Source organism: Mesorhizobium sp. WSM3224 (assembly GCF_000427725.1).
Lineage (GTDB): Bacteria > Pseudomonadota > Alphaproteobacteria > Rhizobiales > Rhizobiaceae > Mesorhizobium.
The window spans coordinates 32,670-52,240 of sequence record NZ_ATYO01000007.1 but is presented as its reverse complement, the minus strand read 5'-3'; the positions used below and the strand labels follow the sequence as shown (position 1 = coordinate 52,240).

Below are 19,571 nucleotides of genomic sequence, written 5' to 3'. Positions count from 1 at the left end.
CCTCTTGATATGGTCCTCTTTCCGCGCTATGTCAATCTCGAATTCGAACCGAACGGTTCAGTCTGACTGACATTCCAGAGAGATCGCCAATGTCCTCCAACGCGCCCGCCACCGCCGAAGTCCGCACGTTTCCAAACGCCAAGGTCCAGCCCTCGACCGAAGCCCCGGAAGTTCCTGTCCAGCCCGCCACCCCGGTCGCGCCGCCCGCAGCCGAGGCGCCGGCCAAGAAGAAGCGCTCGGCGCGCTCGTTCCTGTTACCGGTCATTGGCCTCGCCTTGCTCGGCGCCGGCTCCTGGTATGGCTATAACTACTGGAGCGACGGTCGGTTCATGATCTCCACCGACGACGCCTATGTCCAGGCCGATATGTCGTTCGTGTCGCCGAAAATATCCGGTTATATTGATAAGGTGCTGGTCAGCGAGAACCAGCAGGTCAAGGCCGGCGATCCGCTGTTCGTCATCGACAATGGCGACTACAAGATCGCGGTCGCCCAGGCCGAAGCACAGATCGCCACATTGGCGAAGACGCTCGACCGCATCGACGCGCAGACCAAGGCTGCCCAGGCTTCGCTGCAGCAGGCGCAAGCGCAGAAGGTTGCCGATCAGGCCGCCGCCGACAATGCCGGCCGGGCTCAGGTGCGTGCCGCTCAATTGCTCAAGACCCATGTCGGTACCCAGGCGCAGCTCGACGACGCCCAGACCGCGCTCGACCAGGCCAAGGCGGCGCTTGTCGGCGCCGACGCGCAGATTGCCGCGGCGCAGGCCAATATCGGCGTGCTGGAAGCCCAGCGCGCGGAGTCGGCCTCGACGCTCGCCTCGCTGCAGCTCACCCGCGACAAGGCCCAGCGCGACCTGTCCTTCACCGTGCTGAAGGCGCCTTATGACGGCGTCGTCGGCAACCGCTCGGTCGAGCAGGGCGACCTCGTCAACCCCGGCCAGAAGCTCGCCGTCGTCGTGCCGATGGACAAGCTCTACATCGTCGGCAACTTCAAGGAGACGCAGCTTGGCCGGATGGTGCCCGGCGAGAAGGTCCGCATCACCGTCGACGCGATCGACGGCCAGAGCTTCGAAGGCACGGTGTCTTCGCTGGCGCCGGCTTCCGGCGCGGTGTTCTCGCTGCTGCCGCCGGAAAACGCCACCGGCAACTTCACCAAGGTGGTACAGCGCGTGCCCGTGCGCATAGACGTGCCGGCCGATGTGCTTAAGACCGGCAAGCTGCGCGCTGGCTTGAGCGTCGTCGTCGCCGTCGACAGCCGAACCGCGCCGGCCTCGACGACGAACTAACAATCGGAGGGCGGTTCGGTGGCCATTCGAGCGCCGAGCCGCCCCGCCTGCTTTATCTGTTTCGACGCAATTCGGGACCGCCACGCGCTTGTCCTCGAGAATTGCCTAGGGAGGCCATGACATGGCAACCGCAACCATCACCGCAGGATCAGCGCCGGGACGCCCGGTGGCCGCTGCCGTGCCAGCCCTGCCGGCGGACCATATGCCTGTACGCCGCGTCGTCGCCTTCCTGGCGATGGTGTTCGGCATGTTCATGGCGATCCTCGACATCCAGATCGTCTCGGCCTCGCTCTCGGAAATCCAGGCGGGCCTGAGCGCTAGCTCCGACGAGATCCCGTGGGTGCAGACCGCCTATCTGATCGCCGAGGTGGTGATGATCCCGCTGTCCGGCTTCCTGAGCCGCATGCTGTCGACGCGCGTGCTGTTCACCATCTCAGCGGCCGGCTTCACCGCGGCCAGCGCGCTTGCCGCCACCGCCACCAACATCGACCAGATGATCGTCTACCGCGCCATCCAGGGTTTTATCGGCGGCGGCATGATCCCCAGCGTCTTCGCGGCCGCGTTCACCATCTTCCCGCCGTCGCGACGCGCCGTCGTCTCGCCGATGATCGGCCTGGTGGCGACGCTGGCGCCGACGATCGGCCCGACGGTGGGTGGCTATATCAGCCACGCCATGTCCTGGCACTGGCTGTTCCTGATCAATGTCGTGCCCGGCATACTGGTGGCGACGGCCGCCTGGTCGCTGATCGATTTCGACAAGCCGAACCTGAAACTGTTCTCGAAGTTCGACTGGTGGGGCCTGGTCGGCATGGCCGCCTTCCTCGGCTGCATGGAATATGTGCTGGAGGAAGGTCCGAACCATGACTGGCTGCAGGAGCCGGCGGTCTTCGCCTGCGCCGTGATCATGACCATCGGCGGCGTCATCTTCTTCTGGCGCGTCTTCACCGCCGAGGAGCCGATTGTCGACCTCAGGGCCTTCAGCAACGTCAACTTCGCCTTCGGCTCGCTGTTCTCCTTCGTCGTCGGCATCGGCCTTTACGGGCTGACCTATCTCTATCCGGTGTTCCTCGGCCGTATCCGCGGTTACGATTCGATGATGATCGGCGAGGCGCTGTTCGTCAGCGGCCTGGCGATGTTCTTCACGGCGCCCATTGCCGGCATCCTGTCGAACAAGATCGATCTCAGGCTGATGATGATGATCGGCTTCCTCGGCTTCGCCACCGGCACCTGGTGGATGACGCATCTCACCGCCGACTGGGATTTCTATGAGCTCTTGATCCCGCAGATCCTGCGCGGCTGCTCGATGATGCTGTGCATGGTGCCGATCAACAACATCGCGCTCGGCACGCTGCCGCCGGAACGGCTGAAGAATGCGTCGGGCCTGTTCAACCTGACCCGCAACCTCGGCGGCGCCGTCGGCCTCGCGCTCATCAACACGGTGCTGATCGACCGCAACGCCTTCCACTATGCGCGGCTCTCCGAGCATGTGCAGTGGGGCAGCCAGGCGGCGCAGGGCAAGCTGCAGAACATGACGCAGAATTTCGAGCAGACCGCAGGGCTCGACGCCGCAAGCGCCGCGATCTCGAAACTGTCCGGCATGGTGCATCAGCAGGCGGCGCTGCTGTCCTTCATGGACGTGTTCATGATGCTGACGGTGCTGTTCGCCTCGCTCGGATTCTTCGTGCTGTTCATCAACAAGCCGGCCCAGCAGGGCGGCGGCGGAGGCCATTGAGGAGCCGGAACCCCCGCCTGGCTTCCTCGACGTGACCCCGGAAATCGGCGACGATTTCCGGGGTCATTCTTTTAAGGATCGAAAAAGATCTGCTGTCCGAAGCGCCTCAGGCGGCGGCCGGCTTGAAGCTCAACGCCACGCCGTTGATGCAGTGGCGCAAGCCGGTGGGCGGCGGGCCGTCGTCGAAGACATGGCCGAGATGACCGCCGCAGCGCCGGCAATGAACCTCGGTGCGGGTCATGCCGAGCGAGCTGTCCTCGGTCTTGCCGATGGCGTTGGCGATCTCCTGATAGAAACTCGGCCAGCCGGTGCCGGAATCGAATTTGGTCTCCGACGAATAGACCGGCAGGTCGCAGCCGGCGCAAGCGAAGATGCCTTTGCGATGCTCGTTGAGCAGCGGGCTGGTGCCGGGATATTCGGTGCCCTGCTTGCGCAGCACGTCGAAGGCGGCGTCGGAAAGGATGGCATGCCATTCGGCGTCGGTCTTGGTGACCTCGAAGGTCTCGGCCGCGAGAGCGGGTTTTGGCGCGCCAGCACGCAGCATCGCTCCGGTTCCAACGACGAGGGCGGTGGCGGCGGCGCCGCTCCAGAGAAAATCGCGACGGTTCATTGGCCGTTCCTCCTAGGGTCTTCTGCCAAATTACAGCGCCATCCGGAAATCAAAAGCCGGTGACGCTCGCTGTTTAGCGCTGCTCCGCATCGACCCAAGCCTTGGCGATGCGGAGCGCGCTTGCCGGCAGCGCTGATCATGGGAGAAAGACCCTGCGGCCGGCGGGGACAGTCATATCTTCGCCGGCCGCTTGGGCTTTGTTACATCTTCGGCAAGAGAACCTTGTCGATGACGTGGATGACGCCGTTCGACTGGCGGACATCGGCGATGGTGACATGGGCGACGTTGCCGTTCTCGTCGGTCACGGTGACCTTGCCCTTTGCGGACTTGAGCGTCAGCGCGCAGCCGCCGACGGTCTTGACCTCATGCGCGCCGCCGTCGGCCTTGGCCATCTTGGCGACGTCGGCGGCCAGCGCCTTGGCCGCGACGACGTGGCAGGTGAGGATCTTGGTCAGCTTGTCCTTGTTCTCGGGCTTGAGCAGCGTCTCGACCGTGCCGGCAGGCAATGCCGCGAAAGCCTCGTTGGTCGGCGCGAAGACGGTGAAGGGACCGGGGGTCTGCAGCGTGTCGACGAGGCCGGCGGCCTTGACGGCGGCGACCAGCGTGGTGTGGTCCTTCGAATTGACGGCATTCTCGATGATGTTCTTCTTGGCATACATCGGCGCGCCGCCGACCATCGGATTGGCGGCATAGGCAACGGCGCCGAGCGTGGAAAAGCCGAGCGTAGAGGCAAGCAAAAGGGTGGCGAGTTTACGCATGATGTCAGTCTCCTCGGGTTGTTTTTCCCATCCTTGGGAACGTGAGGAAATACGAGCGATAAAAGACTTAGTTTCGCGAAGCTGGAAGTTTTTTTATCGCCGCCCCCGAAGCGAGATATACCGCGTGGCGGTGCCATCCACGGCAACCACCGAGGGATAGACTTCTACTAGTCTTGTAAGATTGTCAGAAGGGTCAGATACCCTTCAGGTCACCCGCGGCGACGACCGGACCGGTCGGCTGGCCGGTCGGCGAGCCGCCGGTCGGCTCGAGGCTGACGGCGAGCACGGCGCCTTGCGCCAGCTTCTGCTGGACGGCCGGCGCAACGGCCATGCGCGCGGTCTGCCCGGCGGGGATGACCCCCATCGAGACCGGCGCGTTCTTGCCTTCGATCATCCACAGCTCGAAGTCCTTGCCGGCGCCTCGATCGCCGGAAACCAGCGACAGGCCGACCTCGTGGCGGGCCGCGTCATAGACGGCAAGATATTTGACGGGGCTATTGTCGGCGGCCAGAGACGCGACCAGCCTGGTCTCGGGCTGCGACGCCGGCGGATTGACGTAAGGCAGGGCGACATAGACGGCCAAGGCGGCAACGGCCGCGGCGGCGAGGCCGCGCCAGAAGGCAAGGCTCGCCCACAGGCCGCCGCCGGACGTCGCGGAGGTGGAAGCGGACGATGCGAACAGGCGGCGGTCGATCGCCACCTTGACGGAACCGGGGGGCTCGACCGCGGCATAGGCCGCGGCCATCGGCGCGAAATGAACCTCCCAGGCATCGACAAGGCGGGCGAATGCGGTTTCGGTGTCGATGCGGCGGGAGGCGATCTGGCGTTCGTCGGCGGCGAGAACGCCGAGAACGTATTCGGCGGCGAGCAGGTCGTCGCCTCCACGTTCCGGTCCGTTGTCTTCCGCCAGTGTCATCTTTCCAGGCATTCTCTAAGTTTGAGCAGGCTTCGCCGCAGCCAAGTCCGCATGGTGTTCAGCGGAACCTTGAAGCGCTCCGCCAGCTCGGCATAGCTCTCGCCGCTCAAATAGGCGCCCCGGACGGCCGCCGCCCGGTCTTTTTCCAATTCGTCGAGGCAATGGTAGATGCGTTCGGTTTCGCTGCCCGCCACGGCCATGGCCTCCGGCCCAGGCGTCGGGTCGGCGACGTCGAGGGCTGCATCGATATCGGCGGAAGAACCGCGCCGCGCCCTGATGCGATCGATCGCATGGTTGCGGGCAACGGCCACCAGCCAGGAAATCGGGCTCAGATCGGAAACCGCGAAACGATCCGCCTTCGTCCATATCTTGACGAAGACCTCCTGCAGCGCTTCTTCCGCATCTCCCCGGTCCCTCAATACACGAAGGCAGACGCCGAAAAGTTTCGCGCTGGTCTGCCTGTAGAGCAGATCGAACGCGGCCCGGTCCTTCATCGAAGTCCGGACGATCAGCTTGCTGATGTCCTGCGGCGCCATAGCGGCAAATTAGAAGATTGCGATTTATTTGCAACGGGCCGCGAAGGCGTTGTCCACCAAGGGTTGCCGGCATATTCGCCGCAAGCGCAACGCCGGGGATCGGCTGAAGCCTTCCAAACCTCGTCATCCCTGGGCGGAGCAGCCGCGAAGCGGCGTCTCGGAGACCCGAGGATCCTGCCGCGGCCCTGATCGAAGAGTGCAGCGGGGCAGAATTCTGCACGGCTGTACCGCTCGTATGTAACGGAATGGATCCTCGGGTCTGCGCGCGTCGCTACGCTCCTTGCTCCGCCCGTGGATGACGAGGCCGGGCCGTTTCGGCCAATCTCCTAGGCATGCCACCTGCCAACACAAACATAGCCGCCCGGCAAAATCCCAGTGCTGGAGAGATTTCGCAATCGTGACCGCAAAGCCGTTTGCGGCCTGCGGCAATTCCCGCTAAGACGCCGCCGTCCTCGCCAGTTTGGGAAACGCACCGATGACGGATATCGCCGCCACCGCCGAAATGCAGGCCGCTCTGCTCTCGCGCGCGCTGCCCTACATGCAGCGCTACGAGAACAAGACGGTGGTGGTGAAATATGGCGGCCATGCCATGGGCGACCATGAGCTCGGCAAGGCGTTCGCCCGCGACATCGCGCTGTTGAAGCAATCCGGCGTCAACCCGATCGTCGTGCATGGCGGCGGGCCGCAGATCGGCGCGATGCTGACCAAGATGGGCATCGAATCCAAGTTCGAGGGCGGCTTGCGCGTCACCGACCAGAAGACGGTCGAGATCGTCGAGATGGTGCTTGCCGGCTCGATCAACAAGGAGATCGTGGCGCTGATCAACGCCGAGGGCGAATGGGCTATCGGGCTCTGCGGCAAGGACGGCAACATGGTGTTCGCCGAAAAGGCGCGCAAGACCATGATCGACCCGGACTCCAATATCGAGCGCGTGCTCGATCTCGGCTTCGTCGGCGAGCCAGTCGAGGTCGACCGCACGCTGCTCGACCTTCTTGCGCGCTCGGAAATGATCCCGGTGCTGGCGCCTGTCGCGCCCGGCCGCGACGGCCACACCTACAACATCAATGCCGACACATTCGCGGGCGCCATCGCCGGCGCATGCCGCGCAACGCGCCTGCTCTTCCTCACCGACGTGCCCGGCGTGCTCGACAAGAACAAGAAGCTGATCGACGAGCTGACGGTCGCCGAAGCCAAGGCGCTGATCAAGGACGGCACGGTGTCGGGCGGCATGATACCCAAGGTCGAGACCTGCATCGAGGCGATCGAGCGCGGCGTCGAGGGCGTCGTCATCCTCAACGGCAAGACGCCGCATTCGGTGCTGCTCGAGCTGTTCACCGAGCATGGCGCCGGCACGCTGATCGTTCCGTAGAAAGAGCAAGTTCACCGTTTCGGTGAACTGCAATAATCAGCCGGCTAATCTTTTTTCTTCCACCGCTGCCGGACTATCGATAGCAGGCCGAGCCGACCTGCTGGATGGCCGCCCGACGATCATCGATTCCTCCTCGGCGTCCTGCGGCGCGCCCCAGAATTCGGCGAGCGTCGGCCCGTCCGTCACGCGTCGGTCGCGGGCCAGGAATCCCCCGACCTCGCGGAACCAGACGCGGCGCCCCATCTTCGTGTACCAGCGCATAGAATGGCGCTGCTCAGGGTCGGGGTGGAACAGGATGCGCGCCAGTGCCTTCGGGCGCGATTGCACGGCAAGCTCGATCAGCTTGACGGCGAAGAACAGCATCCAGGGTTTCAGCCGCGTCATCGCCAGCACCTGGTGCTTGTAGTCCCAGAGACGCGCGTCCTTCTGGATCACCTTGCGCTTCGCGGCGATGCGGAAGAACGGCGTCCAGCGGTGCGGCGTGACATAGAGCGCCTGGATCTGGTCGGGATCGTAGGCGATGAGCTGGCGGAAGCCGCGCCAGAGATCGCGAAAACCTTCATCCTCGAAGCCGGCAACCCAGGTCGCCATCGACAGGATGCCGTGCCGGCGCAGCAACCGGATCGCCTCGCGGTCGGACTTCGTGCTGCCACCCTTGCGGATCAGCGACAGCGTTGCTTCGTCGGTGTTCTCCATGCCGAGCAGCCAGCGGATGACGCCGGCCTTGCGATAGAGGTGCAGGCTATCGGCGTCGCGCACGATGTCGTCGGCGCGCGTCGATCCGACGATCAGCACCGGCACGTTCTGTGCGATCATGGCGTCGAGAAAGGCGCGCCAGGCCTTCTTCGAGGAAGTCGGGTTCTCGTCCGCAAGGTTGATCAGCTGGACGCCGTGCTCGCGATAGAGCCAGGCGATTTCCTTGGCGAATTTGACCGGGTCGCGGTGGCGCCAGCGGGTCCAGAAGCCACGCTGGCCACAATAGTTGCACAGATGCGGGCAGCCGCGCGAGAACTGCATCACCACCGCCCGCTTGCCGCCCCAATAGCTATAGCGGCGATGATCGATCAGCTCCCAGCCGACGCGATAAGCGTCGAGGTCGGCGATGGTCATGGCCGGCTGCGTGGCGACGGGACGGCCGAGGTCGTCGCGATAGGCGATGCCGGCAACGCTCGCCACCGGTTGGCGCATCTCGATCGCCTCGACCAGCGCCGTCACCGTCGCCTCGCCCTCGCCGCGTACGACAAAGTCAAAGACGTCCGTCACGGTGAGAATGTCGCGCCAATGATAGGTCGGGAAGACGCCGCCATAGATGACGAGGACACAAGGCGCCCGCGCCTTGACCATTTCGGCGATGCGCAAGGCCGTCGGATGCGCGGAGGTCGAGCCGGAATGGCCGATCAGCACGAAGTCCGGACGGTTGCTCAAAGCGTCTTCGACCAGCGTCGCAAGCGGCATCGGCCCGAACTCGGCATCGACCAGCCGCACCTGATGACCGGAATCGATCAGCGGACCGCCGATCGCCAACAGACCGAGCGGCGGCAGGTGATCGTCGGGCACGCGGCTGCCGATGGCGGTGTGCGGCGGATTGATCAGCACGATGTTCAAGGCGGACCTCCATTGCTTTTGGTCCGCTCGTGCTAGTTGACGATGTCGAAGCCGCCTTGGCGCGGTTCAGCAGTTTCCACGCAGCTTTTCGCCAGATTTGACGTGGTCACTTCCGCAGATGTGCGAGCGGCACGTGGCCAGGCCCCTTGATGTTCTGCAGCACGAGCTGCGTGTGGACGTCGCGCACGCCGGGCAGCCGCATCAGCCGGTGCATGACGAAGGCGTTGAGGTCGTCGACCGACGGCACCATGACATGCAGCAGGAAATCGTGGTCGCCGGTCATCGTCCAGCAGGACGAGACCTCGTCCATGCGCTGCACGGCGGCAATGAAGCTTTCCGGCGAGCCGTCGCTATGGCTGACCAGCCGCACCTGAATGAACACCTCGACCGTCAGGCCGACGGCACGGCGGCTGAGCACGGCGGCAAAGCCCTTGATGATGCCGGTTTCCTGCAAGGCCTCGAAACGGCGCGCGCAAGGCGTCGTCGACAGGCCGATCTCCTGCGCCAGCTCCGAGACGGGCTTGCGGCCATCGCGCTGCAGGATGTCGAGCATCTTTATTTCGAAATCGTCGAACTGAGGCATGTCTTCCCGATCTTTCCTTGAATTGAGTTCTTTTACCTCGAAAGCAGCCAGAAAGCCATGAACAAGGCTGATTTCCCTCATCGGAGGCCGCTAAACTGCCTTCCACGATCCGCCGATCACGATCTCGAGGAGGATATGATGACGATCAGCGTTGCCGATTATGCCGCCGAATGCGCGGCGCAGGGCCTTCGCGGCGACTATTCGGTCTGCCGCAGCGATTTCACCGTGGCGCAGGGCTATGGCTATTCAGCCGAGGAACAGGCGGTGTGGCGCACGCTGTGCGACCGCCAGACGAAGCTGACGCGAAAGCTCGCGCACCGCTCGTATCTCGATGGCGTCGCCGCGCTCGGCCTGCTCGACCGGATTCCGGATTTCGACGAGGTGAGCGAGAAGCTCACCAAGCTGACCGGCTGGCAGATCGTCGCCGTGCCTGGCCTGATCCCGGCCGGGCCGTTCTTCGACCATCTCGCCAACCGGCGTTTCCCGGTGACCAACTGGCTGCGGACGAAAAAAGAGCTCGACTACATCGTCGAGCCGGACATGTTCCACGACTTCTTCGGCCATGTGCCGATCCTGACCCAGCCGGTGTTCGCCGACTTCATGCAGATGTATGGCGACAAGGCCGAAGACGTGATCGCGCTCGGCGGCGACGAGATGATCACAAGGCTTTACTGGTACAGCGCCGAATACGGCCTCATCCAGGAACCCGGCCAGCCGCTGAAAGCCTTCGGTGCCGGACTGATGTCGTCCTTCACCGAGCTGCAATTCGCGGTCGAGAGCAAGGACGCCCATCACGTGCCGTTCAATCTCGAGACGGTTATGTGCACCGGCTATGAGATCGACAAGTTCCAGCGCGCCTATTTCGTGCTGCCGTCCTTCGACGCGCTGCGCGATGCTTTCGCCAAGGGCGACCTTGCCGGCATCGTGGCGCGGTTCAAGGGCCAGCCGGCACTGGACCCGGCGACGGTCTAGAGCGTTTCACCGTTTCACGGAAACGGCGAACCGCTCTATCTTCTTGTTTTAACGCAATTCCTGACGGAGGCTACGGCGAAGTCGCCGAGCCCAAACCGTGTCACACTTTTCCTGGAATTGCTCCGAAGTCGGTTTTCGCCCAACCGACGTCAGGGCGGTTCAGCTGCCGGCAGGCGGCTGGGCCGCTTTGCCGGGTTCGGCCTTGATCCTGTCCAGCTGCTCGCTTTGCAGGTCGAGCGCGGCGTTGATGAAGCGCAGCACGGTCGCCAGCTCGGCATCGCTGAAGCTCGCCACCACCTTCTCGCCCTCCCGCGCGATAGCGCCGTAGTAGCGCTCCGACAGTTCCCTGGTCAGCTCGGTCGCCTCGATCACCACCTTGCGCCTGTCTTCCAGGCTGCGGGTCCGGGTGACGTATCCGCGCGCCTCCAGCCGATCGATCAGGGCCGTCACCGCCGCCGGCGTCAGCCCCGTTGCCGTTGCCACGGCGCCCGCCGATTGCGGCCCGGCGTAGAGCAGGCCAAGGCAATGCCGCTCGGCGGCGATCAGCCCTAGCCGCGCGCCCACCGCCTCGTCATAGGCCTGGGTGGCGTCCTGCCAGCGCATGACGGCAAGGCCGACGGCCTTTGCCATCTCATCGCGTTTCGTGCTTGACGAATTTGTTTCGATCATCTAACTATCAATCTGTCTAACAATAAGACGATAGTAGCAATATGCGGCCGCGGCTCCCACAAGGCAAGAGCCAGATGCGCCCGCCAAAACGGAGAAATGCGATGTTCGAGACCTCAACCCGCGCCCCCATGACCCCGGCCGAAGAGTACAAATACGCCAAGCTGGCGATGGAATGGTACGGCTGGGGCTCGCCCATCGGCCTCGGCATCCTGCTAGTGGCGCTGGCCGCCGCGGCCGTTCTGGTGCGCATCGCCGTCTACGGGCTGTAGCAACTGCAATTTGCCCAAAAGGCGCGCCAGGGCGGCGCCGGTTGCCACTCCAGGCGCCGGCGCCGTCTGCCTTCCGTGAGTTGTCAGACGGCGATCACCTTGCCGAGATGCTCGCCCAGCCGGCAGGCAAGCGCGGTGATGGTGGTGGTCGGGTTACACTGGCCCGACGTGCAAAACACCGAGGAGCCGCCGACATAGAGATTGTCCATGCCATGCACCTTGCAATTGGCGTCGACGACGCTCTTCAGGACATCGGTGCCCATGCGGGTGCCGCCCATATGGTGGTGGCCGGCCGTTTCCTCATTGGTCGGATAATCGCCGCCATTGCTGATCCAGTCGTCGATGCGGACGCGGCCGAGATTCTTCTGCGCCAAGGTTGCGCCGAAAAGCCTCAGGCCCTCGAGCAGGGTGCGCCGTTCGAGCGGCGACTTCTTCCAATGCAATTCGATGCGCGGCACGCCGGCATGGTCGACATCGGCCTTCGACAGTTCGATCTGGTTGGAGGCAAGCGGCGCCTGCTCCCAGGCGACGTAAAGCTGGGCCGCGCAATGCAGCCTCTGGTCGAGCTGCGAGGACATCCACTCGGCCATGTTGGGCGCGGTGCAGGCGAGGTCGGCGATCAGCTTCTTGACATTGGGATAGGGCGACTCGATCAGGCGGATGCCGAAATTCAGGATCTTAAGCCGCTCCATGGCCGCGAGCGTCGGCGAGAAGAAGGCTTCGTTCGAGGCATCGACCTCGAACTCCGAGTAATTGGCGAGGACCGCGTTGCCGCCCTCGAAAGTCGGATGCTCCATCCAGTAGCGGCCGAGCGCGGTGGCATTCGGCACCACGCCGCCATTCGAACGCTGGTTCGACCACAAGAGCAGCCGCGAGTTTTCCAGCCCGCCGGTGCAGGTGACGAAATAGTCCGCGCTGAAGGTGCCAGCGTCCTGCCCGTTCGACCAGAGTTTCGCGCCGGTGACGCGCTTGCCGTCACCGGCGAGCTCGGTTGCGTAGGTGTTGAGCACGACGGCGATGTTCTTGCTCTTGTCGAGCTCGTCGGCGAATTTCTCGCCGAAGCGCACTGCGGGGCTCTTGATCAATTGCACCCAGCGGATGTCGTCCGAAACCGGCACATCGGGGCGGAAGTCGGGCAGTTCAAGGATATCGTGGACCTCGCCAAGATAGGGCTCGATGTCGGCACGGCTGATCGGCCAGCCGGTATCCGGCGCCCAGGCCTTGGGTTCGAAGTCCTGCTTGTCGAGCACGCGGCACCAGCCGGCCCAGTGGTTGGACGAGCCGCCCATGAAACGCAGCCTGGTGATGTCGAGGTCGAAATAGTAATCGCCGACCGTGGCGCCGCGGTAGAAATCCTGCGACTCATCGCTGAATTCGCGCGAACCCGCCTCCAGGACGACGACCGGAATGCCGGCGGCGCCGAGCTTCCTGGCGATCGTCGTGCCTGCCGGGCCGGAACCGAGAATGCAGGCCTTGGGCTTGAAGCCGGCCTGCTTGTAGGCTTCGTAGCTGTCGAAGATCATGCGAGATCGCTCCGCCGCAAGATCCAGCCATTGATCTCGACGATTTCATCGGGCTCGGTCACGGCCGGCTGGTTGCGGAACAGCACCAGCGCGGGCAGCGCGATCAGCGCCTGCACGATCGCGCGGCGCGACATTTTTCTTAAGTAACCGCTCATGACACCCCTCTCGACACGGGCCTCGATCCACGTATGCCGTTCCTGAACGGCACACATGCCGCCGAGGAGGCCAATTCCGTGCCAAACCTAGGTGAAGGCGGCGTTACACGGGGAAGTTTAGCGCGGTTGAATATGGACATGGTTAGGGCTTTCCTAACGCGCGTCGCGCTGAAACGGATTCAGACGACGCGCTTTAAGTCTTTGTTTTGATGCATGTCGTTGTCCCAGAACCGCTGCGCACTTCTGGGCGACATGCATTAACGCGCGCGGCGAGGCTTCATGCCGCTTCCGGAAGTTCGCGGTCGAGGACCGAAAGATTGCGGCCTCGGTGCTTCGCCTCGTAAAGCCTGCGATCGGCGGCGCGCATCAAATCGGAAACGGTTGCGCTCTCGCCGCAGGTTATGCCGCCGATCGAGACAGTGAGCGGCACGGTGCGCTCATCGACGGGGCGGAAGCGGATCAATTCGACCTCGCGGCGGATGCGTTCGGCGACATGCTTCGCTTCAACGTCAGTGGCGCCAACCAGGAAAGCGCCGAATTCCTCGCCGCCGATGCGACCGAGCACGTCACCGCTGCGAATGCCTCGTTCGATGGCGCCGGCGATCAGCAGCAGCGCTTCGTCTCCCGTCAAATGACCATAGCTGTCGTTGATCCTCTTGAAGTGATCGGCGTCGATGATGAGCAGCGCGCCGCGATCGCTCTTGCGCCGCGAACCGTCGAGGGCGGCAAAGAAGGTTTCGCGGTTGAGCATGCCGGTCATGTCGTCGCGGCTTGCCTTATCCGAGAGGCGCCGGTGCGCGGCGGCGAGCTGCGCGTGGGCGCGGGCAAGCTCGCGATGCGCATTCTGCAACCGGTCGCTCTGCCAGAAGCTGCTGGCGCTGGCGGCCCAGGCAAGCACGAGCGGGCAAACCGTCGACGCCAGCCAGACAGTGCGGCTCATCGGAAAGCCCATTGCCGGAACCACAATCAGCGTCAACAACAGTGAGACGGCAACCGAAGCGAACGCCACGGCAGCTGCCCTCAGAAATATGCGACTCATCACTTGCTCCCAACGGAAAGCTTGTGTGCCAGCAAGCGTTAAAGGCGACCTTTCCAGGACTTTTAAAATTTGAAGTGAGACCGCATTTTCACACTTCGTGACGCGCATAAGTTGTGGATAAATTCAGCGCCGGCATGCCATAAGAAACTTATGACAACGACACCCGATCCTGCCCGCTTCGCCCATGTCACGGATTGGGTGTTCGACCTCGACAACACGCTCTATCCGCATCACTCGAATCTGTTCGCGCAGATCGACGTGAAGATGACCGCCTATGTCGGCGAGCTGCTGACGCTTTCCCGCGACGACGCGCGCAAGCTACAGAAGGAACTCTACCTGGAATACGGCACGACGCTGAACGGACTGATGAAGCGGCACGGCATCGATCCCGACGATTTTCTCGAGAAGGTGCACGACATCGATTATTCGAGGCTGGTGCCCGACCCGGTGCTGGGCGCGGCGATCCGCCAGCTTCCGGGACGTAAATTCATCTTCACCAATGGCGACCGCAGGCATGCCGAGCGCACCGCGCGCCAGCTTGGCATATTGGAGCATTTCGACGACATCTTCGACATCGTCGCGGCGGGGCTCAATCCCAAGCCGGAGCGCCAGACCTATGAGCGCTTCGCCGAATTGCATTCGGTGACCGGACACAATGCGGTGATGTTCGAGGATCTGGCGCGCAATCTGGCCGTGCCGAAGACGCTCGGCATGACGACGGTGCTGGTGGTGCCGCGCAATTTCGAACCGACCTTTTCGGAGATCTGGGAACGCGACCCGGCGAACGAGGACGACGTCGATTTCGTCACCGACGACCTTGCCGGGTTCCTGACCGCGATCGTCGACGTGGCGGCCTGAACTCCGTTCGCGTTGGGGCGGGGTGCCTGCCTTGGAGATTAGCGATTTTCGCCTATCGCCAGCGTTGTGCCGATTTCACGGACATGAACGGTGAAAACAAAGCGCGTCGCGCTGAAACGGTTCCAGGCGACGCGCTTTAAGTCTTTGTTTTGATGCATGTCGTTATCCCAGAACCGCTGCGCACTTCTGGGCGACATGCATCAATCGAAATCCGGAATCGTGCCGGGAAGCAGTCCCAGCTGGCCATTCAGGTCCTTCAGAAACCGGCACCAGGCCGGAGTGCCTTCGGCTCCCTTGCCGTTGCCATTGCCGTCGGACGAATAGCCGTTGCCGAAGCCGTCGCCGCAATTGGCGTTGCCGTTGAAGCTACCGCTATTGAAGTTGCCGCTGAAGCTCCCGGAATTGCCGTTGCCATTGAAATTGCCGCGATTGCCATTGCCGTTGAAGTTGCCGGAATTGCCGTTGCCGTTGAAATTGCCGGTGTTGCCAAGGCCATTGGCGACGCCGGCGCCAATTGGAAGGTCTCCAATCCTGACCAGGGTCGAGGCGTCGGCAACGATCATCGCGGCAAGCAGGGTGCCGATCGCGAGGCTGTTTCCTTCAAGCAGCCGCGCCGCCACCTGGCGCTTACGGGGTCGAGCCGAGCCGAACGATCTCAGGCCGGTCATCTGCGGTTTCCCCGGCCGTTGGAGTTGCCGTTGAAGGCGCCGACATTGCCGTTGCCGTTGAACGACCCGCCGTTGAAGTTGCCGTTGCCGGCGCCGATGTTGCCGTTGCCGTTATATTGGCCGGTGTTGCCGTTGCCGTTGAAGGCACCAATGTTGCCGTTGCCGCTCGTCGGCGAGGTGTTGTTGTTTCCGTTGAAGGCGCCGACATTGCCGGTACCGCTGTTGAAGGCACCGACATTGCCGCTGCCGCTGTTCTTGTAGCCGGCATTGCCGCCCAGGCTGCCGAGCGGGTTCATACTCCTGACGTCGGAACCGATGGACTGGCCGTATTTGCCGACCGCCGCCTGGACGGCCGACATGCCGAAGGACTGGCTGCCCGTCGTGGTGTCAGCCTTGGCCGCGGTTGCACCCAACAACCCCAGGCATAGGGCCGGTATGACGTAGCGTTTCATCTGCGAGCTCCTTCCATGGCTTTTGCTTTGAAAATCGGGACTTCGAAAAAGACTGGGCTGCGAAAGGGACTGGGACCGCCGGCGACATGTCGCGATAGCCTTGCGCGGGGGACGGGCGCGTGGCTCGGCGATCCCAGAGACGTCAGCGTCATTCCAAGTTAAAGCCTGGCGACGCTGCGGTTGGCGGCGCTAGTGATTGGCGTTGCCGTTTCCGTTGCCGTTGCCGGCGCCCCAGTTGCCGTTGCCGTTGGCATTGCCGTTGCTGATGCCGAAGTTGCCGTTGCCGTTCACGTTGCCGTTGGCGAGGCCGAAATTGCCGTTGCCGTTTCCGTTGCCGTTGGCGACCCCGGCATTCAGGTTGCCGTTATAGTTGCCGTTAAAGGCGCCCATGTTGGCATTGCCGTTGCCATTGCCGTTGCCGAAGCCGAAGTTGCCGTTGCCGTTGAAGTTGCCGTTGAAGGCGCCGGTGTTGGCGTTACCGTTGCCGTTGCCGTTGCCGACGCCGACATTGCCGTTGCCGTTGCCATTACCGCTACCGACCGAAAATGCGGATGCGGAACCAGTCAGAGCCGAGAGGACAGCCGCGGCCAGGATGATCTTTCTCATGACGTTCTCCTTTGTTTGCGTTGAGCTTCCCGGCCAGTTCAAGGTGACCAGGAGGACGCTTGAAGGATGCACGCAGAAACAGTGAGGATACATTCGGGCTGATCGGCAGGTGCGTCAGTTTTTCTGCTGAGCCCCGTGTCAGGAAAAGTTGAAGCAATCGGGAAAAAACTGACAGGCATAAAGGCATATGCCGGTGTATATTGCGCGAAGCAACGACACCTCATGCCTTTTCTCGCAGGCTTGCATTTCGCGGCATTGACGAGAGGGGAAGTCGATGGAGGGTGGCATCGACACCGGCAAAGACAATAGGGCAATGGTCCGGCGCCAGGACCTGGCGCGGCATCTTGTTGCCGTGCAGGAAGAGCAGCGACTGCGCCTGTCGCGCGAGCTGCATGACGATCTGGGCCAGATGCTCGCCAGCGTCGCGCTCGAATTGCACATCGTTCGCGCCGGCTCGCGGGAGATGGACAATCGTCTCGAGCGCGCCGCGATGCTTATCGACCAGCTGAGCGCCAAGGTGCATGACGTCGCCTGGAGCCTGCGACCCGCGGACCTCGATCGTCTTGGCCTGCGAACTTCGGTCGAGGATCTGGCCACCGTGCTTTGCAGTCAGCTCGGCATTGCATGCGAGATGGACATCGAAGCCCTTTCGAGCCCGCTGCCCGCCGAGATCGCGCTGACGCTCTACCGCATCGCGCAGGAGGCTCTCACCAACATCGGCAAGCATGCCGCGCCGAGCCGCGTGAGCTTGACGGCGCATATCCAGGACGATCGACTGCGCCTGACGATCGAGGACGACGGCCGCGGCTTTGACAGCCGGGCCGAACCTGGCGCGGGCCATTTGGGACTCGCCGGAATGAAAGAGCGCCTCGCGCTGGTGGGTGGCGAACTGTCGATTGAAACAGACCGGGGCAAGGGGACCACCATTTACGCCGATGTGCCGCTAGAGCCGGATGATTTCAGGTCGAATCGACCTGAAATCTGAATCCGTCTCCACATCAAAGAGATAGAGCATGATGCCGAAAACCGTTCGGCATCATGCTTTGGCTGGCCGATGGACGGTTTCGTACCGACGACAGTTTGACCAGGTCGGAAATGGCATCTGCCGCGTCACGCGGGGTTACGTGAAGCGCCGCACATCCCGGACATTAGCCACGGCTTACAGTCCGCATCTCTTGGGTTGGGTGGGGGATAGCTTTACCCGCTACGGCCGCTTCGCGGTCGATACAGACGGGCGTCCCGCGCCATGCGGGGCAGTTGCCTAGACCATCAAGGACAAAAGGGCCCTCTTCCTGGTGATGGGGGTCTTTCATCGGCTGATGGAGGTTAAACGTGGTGTGCTGCAGGCGGATATTTCTGGTCGACGACCACCCGATCATGCTGGCGGGAGTCGGCGCGATGATCAACAGCCAGGACGATCTGACGGTCGTCGGACTGGCCGGGAATGCCGACGAAGCCCTTGAAGGGATCGGCAAGACGCTGCCCGACGTCGCGGTGGTCGACATATCGCTTCCGGGTGTCAACGGGGTCACGCTGATCGAACGGCTTGGCGAACGCTTTCCCGAGGTCAGCTGCATAGCGCTGACGGCGAATGAGGACCCCGGTTGCCTGCGCCAGGTGCTTGCCGCAGGCGGGCGCGGCTTCGTGGTCAAGCGGTCGACCGCAACCGATCTGCTGCAGGCCATCCGATGCGTGTTGGCCGGCGACAACTATGTCGACCCCGCACTTGCGGCGCGCATCCTGAGCCCACGCAGCGTCACGCAATGCGATCCGGGCAATCTCAGCGAGCGGGAGCGGTCGGTCATCCAGCTGGTGGCGCAGGGCTACAGCAACAAGGAAATCTCGTCCCGGCTCAACCTCAGCATTAAGACGATCGAAACCTATCGCACCAGGGCGACCGATAAGCTCGAGCTGCGCTCACGCGCGGCCATCGTTCGCTTCGCGCACTCCAACGGCTGGCTGGTCGAGCTGTCGGCGTAGGTACGCAGACCAGGCAGGTCCGTTGTCGCGCTTTCAGAGCTTGTAGAAGCGACGGATGATGTCCCAGGCTTCCTCGGCGGTGTCGACGAAATCGATGATGTCCTGATCGCCGGGCGAGATCGTGCCCTGCTCGGCGAGGAAATCGAGATTTATCGCCCTTTGCCAGAACGCCTTGCCGAACAGGATCACCGGCACGCGTTCCATGCGCCCCGTCTGGATGAGCGTCAGCGTCTCGAAGAATTCGTCCATCGTGCCGAAGCCTCCCGGGAACACCGCGACGGCCTTGGCGCGCATGACGAAATGCATCTTGCGGATGGCGAAGTAGTGAAAGTTGAAGCAAAGCTCCGGCGTGACATAGATGTTGGGCGCCTGCTCGTGCGGCAGCACGATGTTCAAGCCGATCGACGGCGCGCCGACGTCGTCGGCGCCGCGATTGCCCGCCTCCATGACGCCGGGGCCGCCGCCGGTGACGACGACGTACTCACGATAATAGGAGATGGCCGACTGCTGCGAGCACAGGCGGGCGAATTTGCGCGCTTCCTCGTAATATCTGCTGTTCGCCTCGAGGTTCTTCTTCTGCGTCTCGTTCTTCGCCGCCCAGGCCTCGCCGCCGGGTTCGGGCAGGCGGGCGCCGCCGAACAGGATAACGGTCGAGCGGATGCCGCGTTCGGCCAGGATCATTTCCGGCTTCAGGAGTTCGAGCTGCAGCCGCACGGCGCGCAATTCGCGCCGCGTCATGAACTCGGGATCATTCCAGGCCAGCCGGTAGGTTTCGGCGCGTGTCTGGGGGGTATCCGGCACGCTTTTCGAGCGTTCCAGGTCCTCATCCGAATGCGGCAGCGGCGTCCACCCTGCCTTTTCCATGGGAGTCATCGAATCCACCCGTCCAATTCCCTTACTTGCGCCGTCCCGTGACGCAGGCGCGATTGACCCCCATTAAGCCTTAACATAGGGTCCGCGCGACTTTTAAACAGGTTAAGGCGCAGCC

At 63.1% G+C, this 19,571-nt stretch carries 21 protein-coding genes and 1 pseudogene; 8 read left to right on the top strand and 14 right to left on the bottom strand.

Features of this window, described 5'->3' with window-relative positions:
* Positions 1–89: 89 nt before the first annotated feature.
* Together YU3_RS0114270 and YU3_RS0114265 are read left to right on the top strand one after the other, a co-directional pair.
* On the top strand, positions 90–1,283 hold the full coding sequence (locus tag YU3_RS0114270) for an HlyD family secretion protein (protein WP_027166892.1): 1,194 nt from the start codon (positions 90–92) through the stop codon (positions 1,281–1,283).
* Between the two features lie 121 nt (positions 1,284–1,404).
* Complete coding sequence (locus tag YU3_RS0114265) at positions 1,405–3,015, top strand: DHA2 family efflux MFS transporter permease subunit (RefSeq protein ID WP_036258495.1); 1,611 nt, start codon at positions 1,405–1,407, stop codon at positions 3,013–3,015.
* A 106-nt stretch (positions 3,016–3,121) separates the two neighbouring features.
* Here YU3_RS0114265 and msrB read toward each other — a convergent pair whose 3' ends face one another.
* The 4 genes from msrB to YU3_RS0114245 all read right to left on the bottom strand — a co-directional run bounded on the left by msrB (position 3,122) and on the right by YU3_RS0114245 (position 5,835).
* On the bottom strand, positions 3,122–3,625 hold the full coding sequence (msrB, locus tag YU3_RS0114260; RefSeq protein WP_027166890.1) for a peptide-methionine (R)-S-oxide reductase MsrB: 504 nt from the start codon (positions 3,623–3,625) through the stop codon (positions 3,122–3,124).
* Positions 3,626–3,825: 200 nt separating this feature from the next.
* Positions 3,826–4,383, bottom strand: a complete 558-nt coding sequence (locus tag YU3_RS0114255; protein WP_027166889.1) for a fasciclin domain-containing protein — start codon at positions 4,381–4,383, stop codon at positions 3,826–3,828.
* 193 nt (positions 4,384–4,576) lie between these two features.
* On the bottom strand, positions 4,577–5,299 hold the full coding sequence (locus tag YU3_RS0114250; protein WP_027166888.1) for an anti-sigma factor: 723 nt from the start codon (positions 5,297–5,299) through the stop codon (positions 4,577–4,579).
* Positions 5,296–5,835 carry a sigma-70 family RNA polymerase sigma factor gene (locus YU3_RS0114245; RefSeq protein WP_027166887.1) on the bottom strand — a complete coding sequence of 180 codons (540 nt, stop codon included), beginning with the start codon at positions 5,833–5,835 and terminating at the stop codon, positions 5,296–5,298. The genes YU3_RS0114250 and YU3_RS0114245 overlap by 4 nt, the downstream gene beginning before the upstream one ends.
* A 475-nt stretch (positions 5,836–6,310) precedes the next feature.
* Here YU3_RS0114245 and argB point away from each other — a divergent pair, with 475 nt between their 5' ends.
* Entirely contained in the window at positions 6,311–7,204 is an 894-nt protein-coding gene (gene argB / locus YU3_RS0114240; RefSeq protein ID WP_027166886.1) for an acetylglutamate kinase, read from the top strand.
* A gap of 36 nt (positions 7,205–7,240) precedes the next feature.
* Here argB and bchE read toward each other — a convergent pair whose 3' ends face one another.
* Complete coding sequence (gene bchE, locus YU3_RS0114235) at positions 7,241–8,809, bottom strand: magnesium-protoporphyrin IX monomethyl ester anaerobic oxidative cyclase (RefSeq protein WP_027166885.1); 1,569 nt, start codon at positions 8,807–8,809, stop codon at positions 7,241–7,243.
* A 106-nt stretch (positions 8,810–8,915) separates the two neighbouring features.
* The gene (locus YU3_RS0114230) at positions 8,916–9,392 is read right to left on the bottom strand and encodes an Lrp/AsnC family transcriptional regulator (protein WP_027166884.1); all 477 of its coding nucleotides are present in this window, start codon (positions 9,390–9,392) and stop codon (positions 8,916–8,918) included.
* 135 nt (positions 9,393–9,527) lie between these two features.
* Between YU3_RS0114230 and phhA the strand changes: the two genes are divergently transcribed.
* Positions 9,528–10,364, top strand: a complete 837-nt coding sequence (gene phhA, locus YU3_RS0114225) for a phenylalanine 4-monooxygenase (protein WP_036258488.1) — start codon at positions 9,528–9,530, stop codon at positions 10,362–10,364.
* A gap of 159 nt (positions 10,365–10,523) precedes the next feature.
* Here the strand turns inward: phhA and YU3_RS0114220 are convergent, their stop codons facing one another.
* A complete protein-coding gene (locus tag YU3_RS0114220) occupies positions 10,524–11,033 on the bottom strand; it encodes a MarR family transcriptional regulator (RefSeq protein WP_027166882.1) in 510 nt (169 codons plus the stop codon).
* A gap of 101 nt (positions 11,034–11,134) precedes the next feature.
* Here YU3_RS0114220 and YU3_RS41260 point away from each other — a divergent pair, with 101 nt between their 5' ends.
* The gene (locus YU3_RS41260) at positions 11,135–11,302 is read left to right on the top strand and encodes a hypothetical protein (protein ID WP_198021666.1); all 168 of its coding nucleotides are present in this window, start codon (positions 11,135–11,137) and stop codon (positions 11,300–11,302) included.
* Between the two features lie 83 nt (positions 11,303–11,385).
* On the opposite strand, the gene YU3_RS0114210 is transcribed toward YU3_RS41260, so the two are convergent.
* The 3 genes from YU3_RS0114210 to YU3_RS0114200 form a co-directional block, all read right to left on the bottom strand.
* A complete protein-coding gene (locus tag YU3_RS0114210) occupies positions 11,386–12,825 on the bottom strand; it encodes a GMC family oxidoreductase (protein WP_027166881.1) in 1,440 nt (479 codons plus the stop codon).
* Entirely contained in the window at positions 12,822–12,980 is a 159-nt protein-coding gene (locus tag YU3_RS41255; RefSeq protein ID WP_198021665.1) for a hypothetical protein, read from the bottom strand. The genes YU3_RS0114210 and YU3_RS41255 overlap by 4 nt, the downstream gene beginning before the upstream one ends.
* A 277-nt stretch (positions 12,981–13,257) precedes the next feature.
* Complete coding sequence (locus tag YU3_RS0114200) at positions 13,258–14,019, bottom strand: GGDEF domain-containing protein (RefSeq protein ID WP_027166880.1); 762 nt, start codon at positions 14,017–14,019, stop codon at positions 13,258–13,260.
* A 150-nt stretch (positions 14,020–14,169) separates the two neighbouring features.
* On the opposite strand from YU3_RS0114200, the gene YU3_RS0114195 reads away from it, so the two are divergent.
* On the top strand, positions 14,170–14,877 hold the full coding sequence (locus YU3_RS0114195; RefSeq protein WP_027166879.1) for a pyrimidine 5'-nucleotidase: 708 nt from the start codon (positions 14,170–14,172) through the stop codon (positions 14,875–14,877).
* A gap of 200 nt (positions 14,878–15,077) precedes the next feature.
* Here the strand turns inward: YU3_RS0114195 and YU3_RS41250 are convergent, their stop codons facing one another.
* The 3 genes from YU3_RS41250 to YU3_RS40555 all read right to left on the bottom strand — a co-directional run bounded on the left by YU3_RS41250 (position 15,078) and on the right by YU3_RS40555 (position 16,603).
* Positions 15,078–15,545: a hypothetical protein gene (locus YU3_RS41250; protein WP_051333943.1), complete on the bottom strand. Its 468-nt coding sequence runs from the start codon at positions 15,543–15,545 to the stop codon at positions 15,078–15,080.
* Complete coding sequence (locus tag YU3_RS0114180; RefSeq protein WP_156913463.1) at positions 15,542–15,997, bottom strand: hypothetical protein; 456 nt, start codon at positions 15,995–15,997, stop codon at positions 15,542–15,544. The genes YU3_RS41250 and YU3_RS0114180 overlap by 4 nt, the downstream gene beginning before the upstream one ends.
* A gap of 189 nt (positions 15,998–16,186) precedes the next feature.
* Positions 16,187–16,603 carry a hypothetical protein gene (locus YU3_RS40555; protein ID WP_027166877.1) on the bottom strand — a complete coding sequence of 139 codons (417 nt, stop codon included), beginning with the start codon at positions 16,601–16,603 and terminating at the stop codon, positions 16,187–16,189.
* Between the two features lie 274 nt (positions 16,604–16,877).
* Between YU3_RS40555 and YU3_RS36525 the strand changes: the two are divergent.
* Both YU3_RS36525 and YU3_RS0114165 read left to right on the top strand, forming a co-directional pair.
* Positions 16,878–17,492: pseudogene (locus YU3_RS36525) on the top strand (sensor histidine kinase); the annotation flags it as partial.
* 443 nt (positions 17,493–17,935) lie between these two features.
* Entirely contained in the window at positions 17,936–18,583 is a 648-nt protein-coding gene (locus YU3_RS0114165; protein ID WP_245273503.1) for a response regulator transcription factor, read from the top strand.
* A gap of 33 nt (positions 18,584–18,616) precedes the next feature.
* Here the strand turns inward: YU3_RS0114165 and YU3_RS0114160 are convergent, their stop codons facing one another.
* Positions 18,617–19,456: an LOG family protein gene (locus YU3_RS0114160; RefSeq protein WP_027166875.1), complete on the bottom strand. Its 840-nt coding sequence runs from the start codon at positions 19,454–19,456 to the stop codon at positions 18,617–18,619.
* Positions 19,457–19,571: the final 115 nt, after the last annotated feature.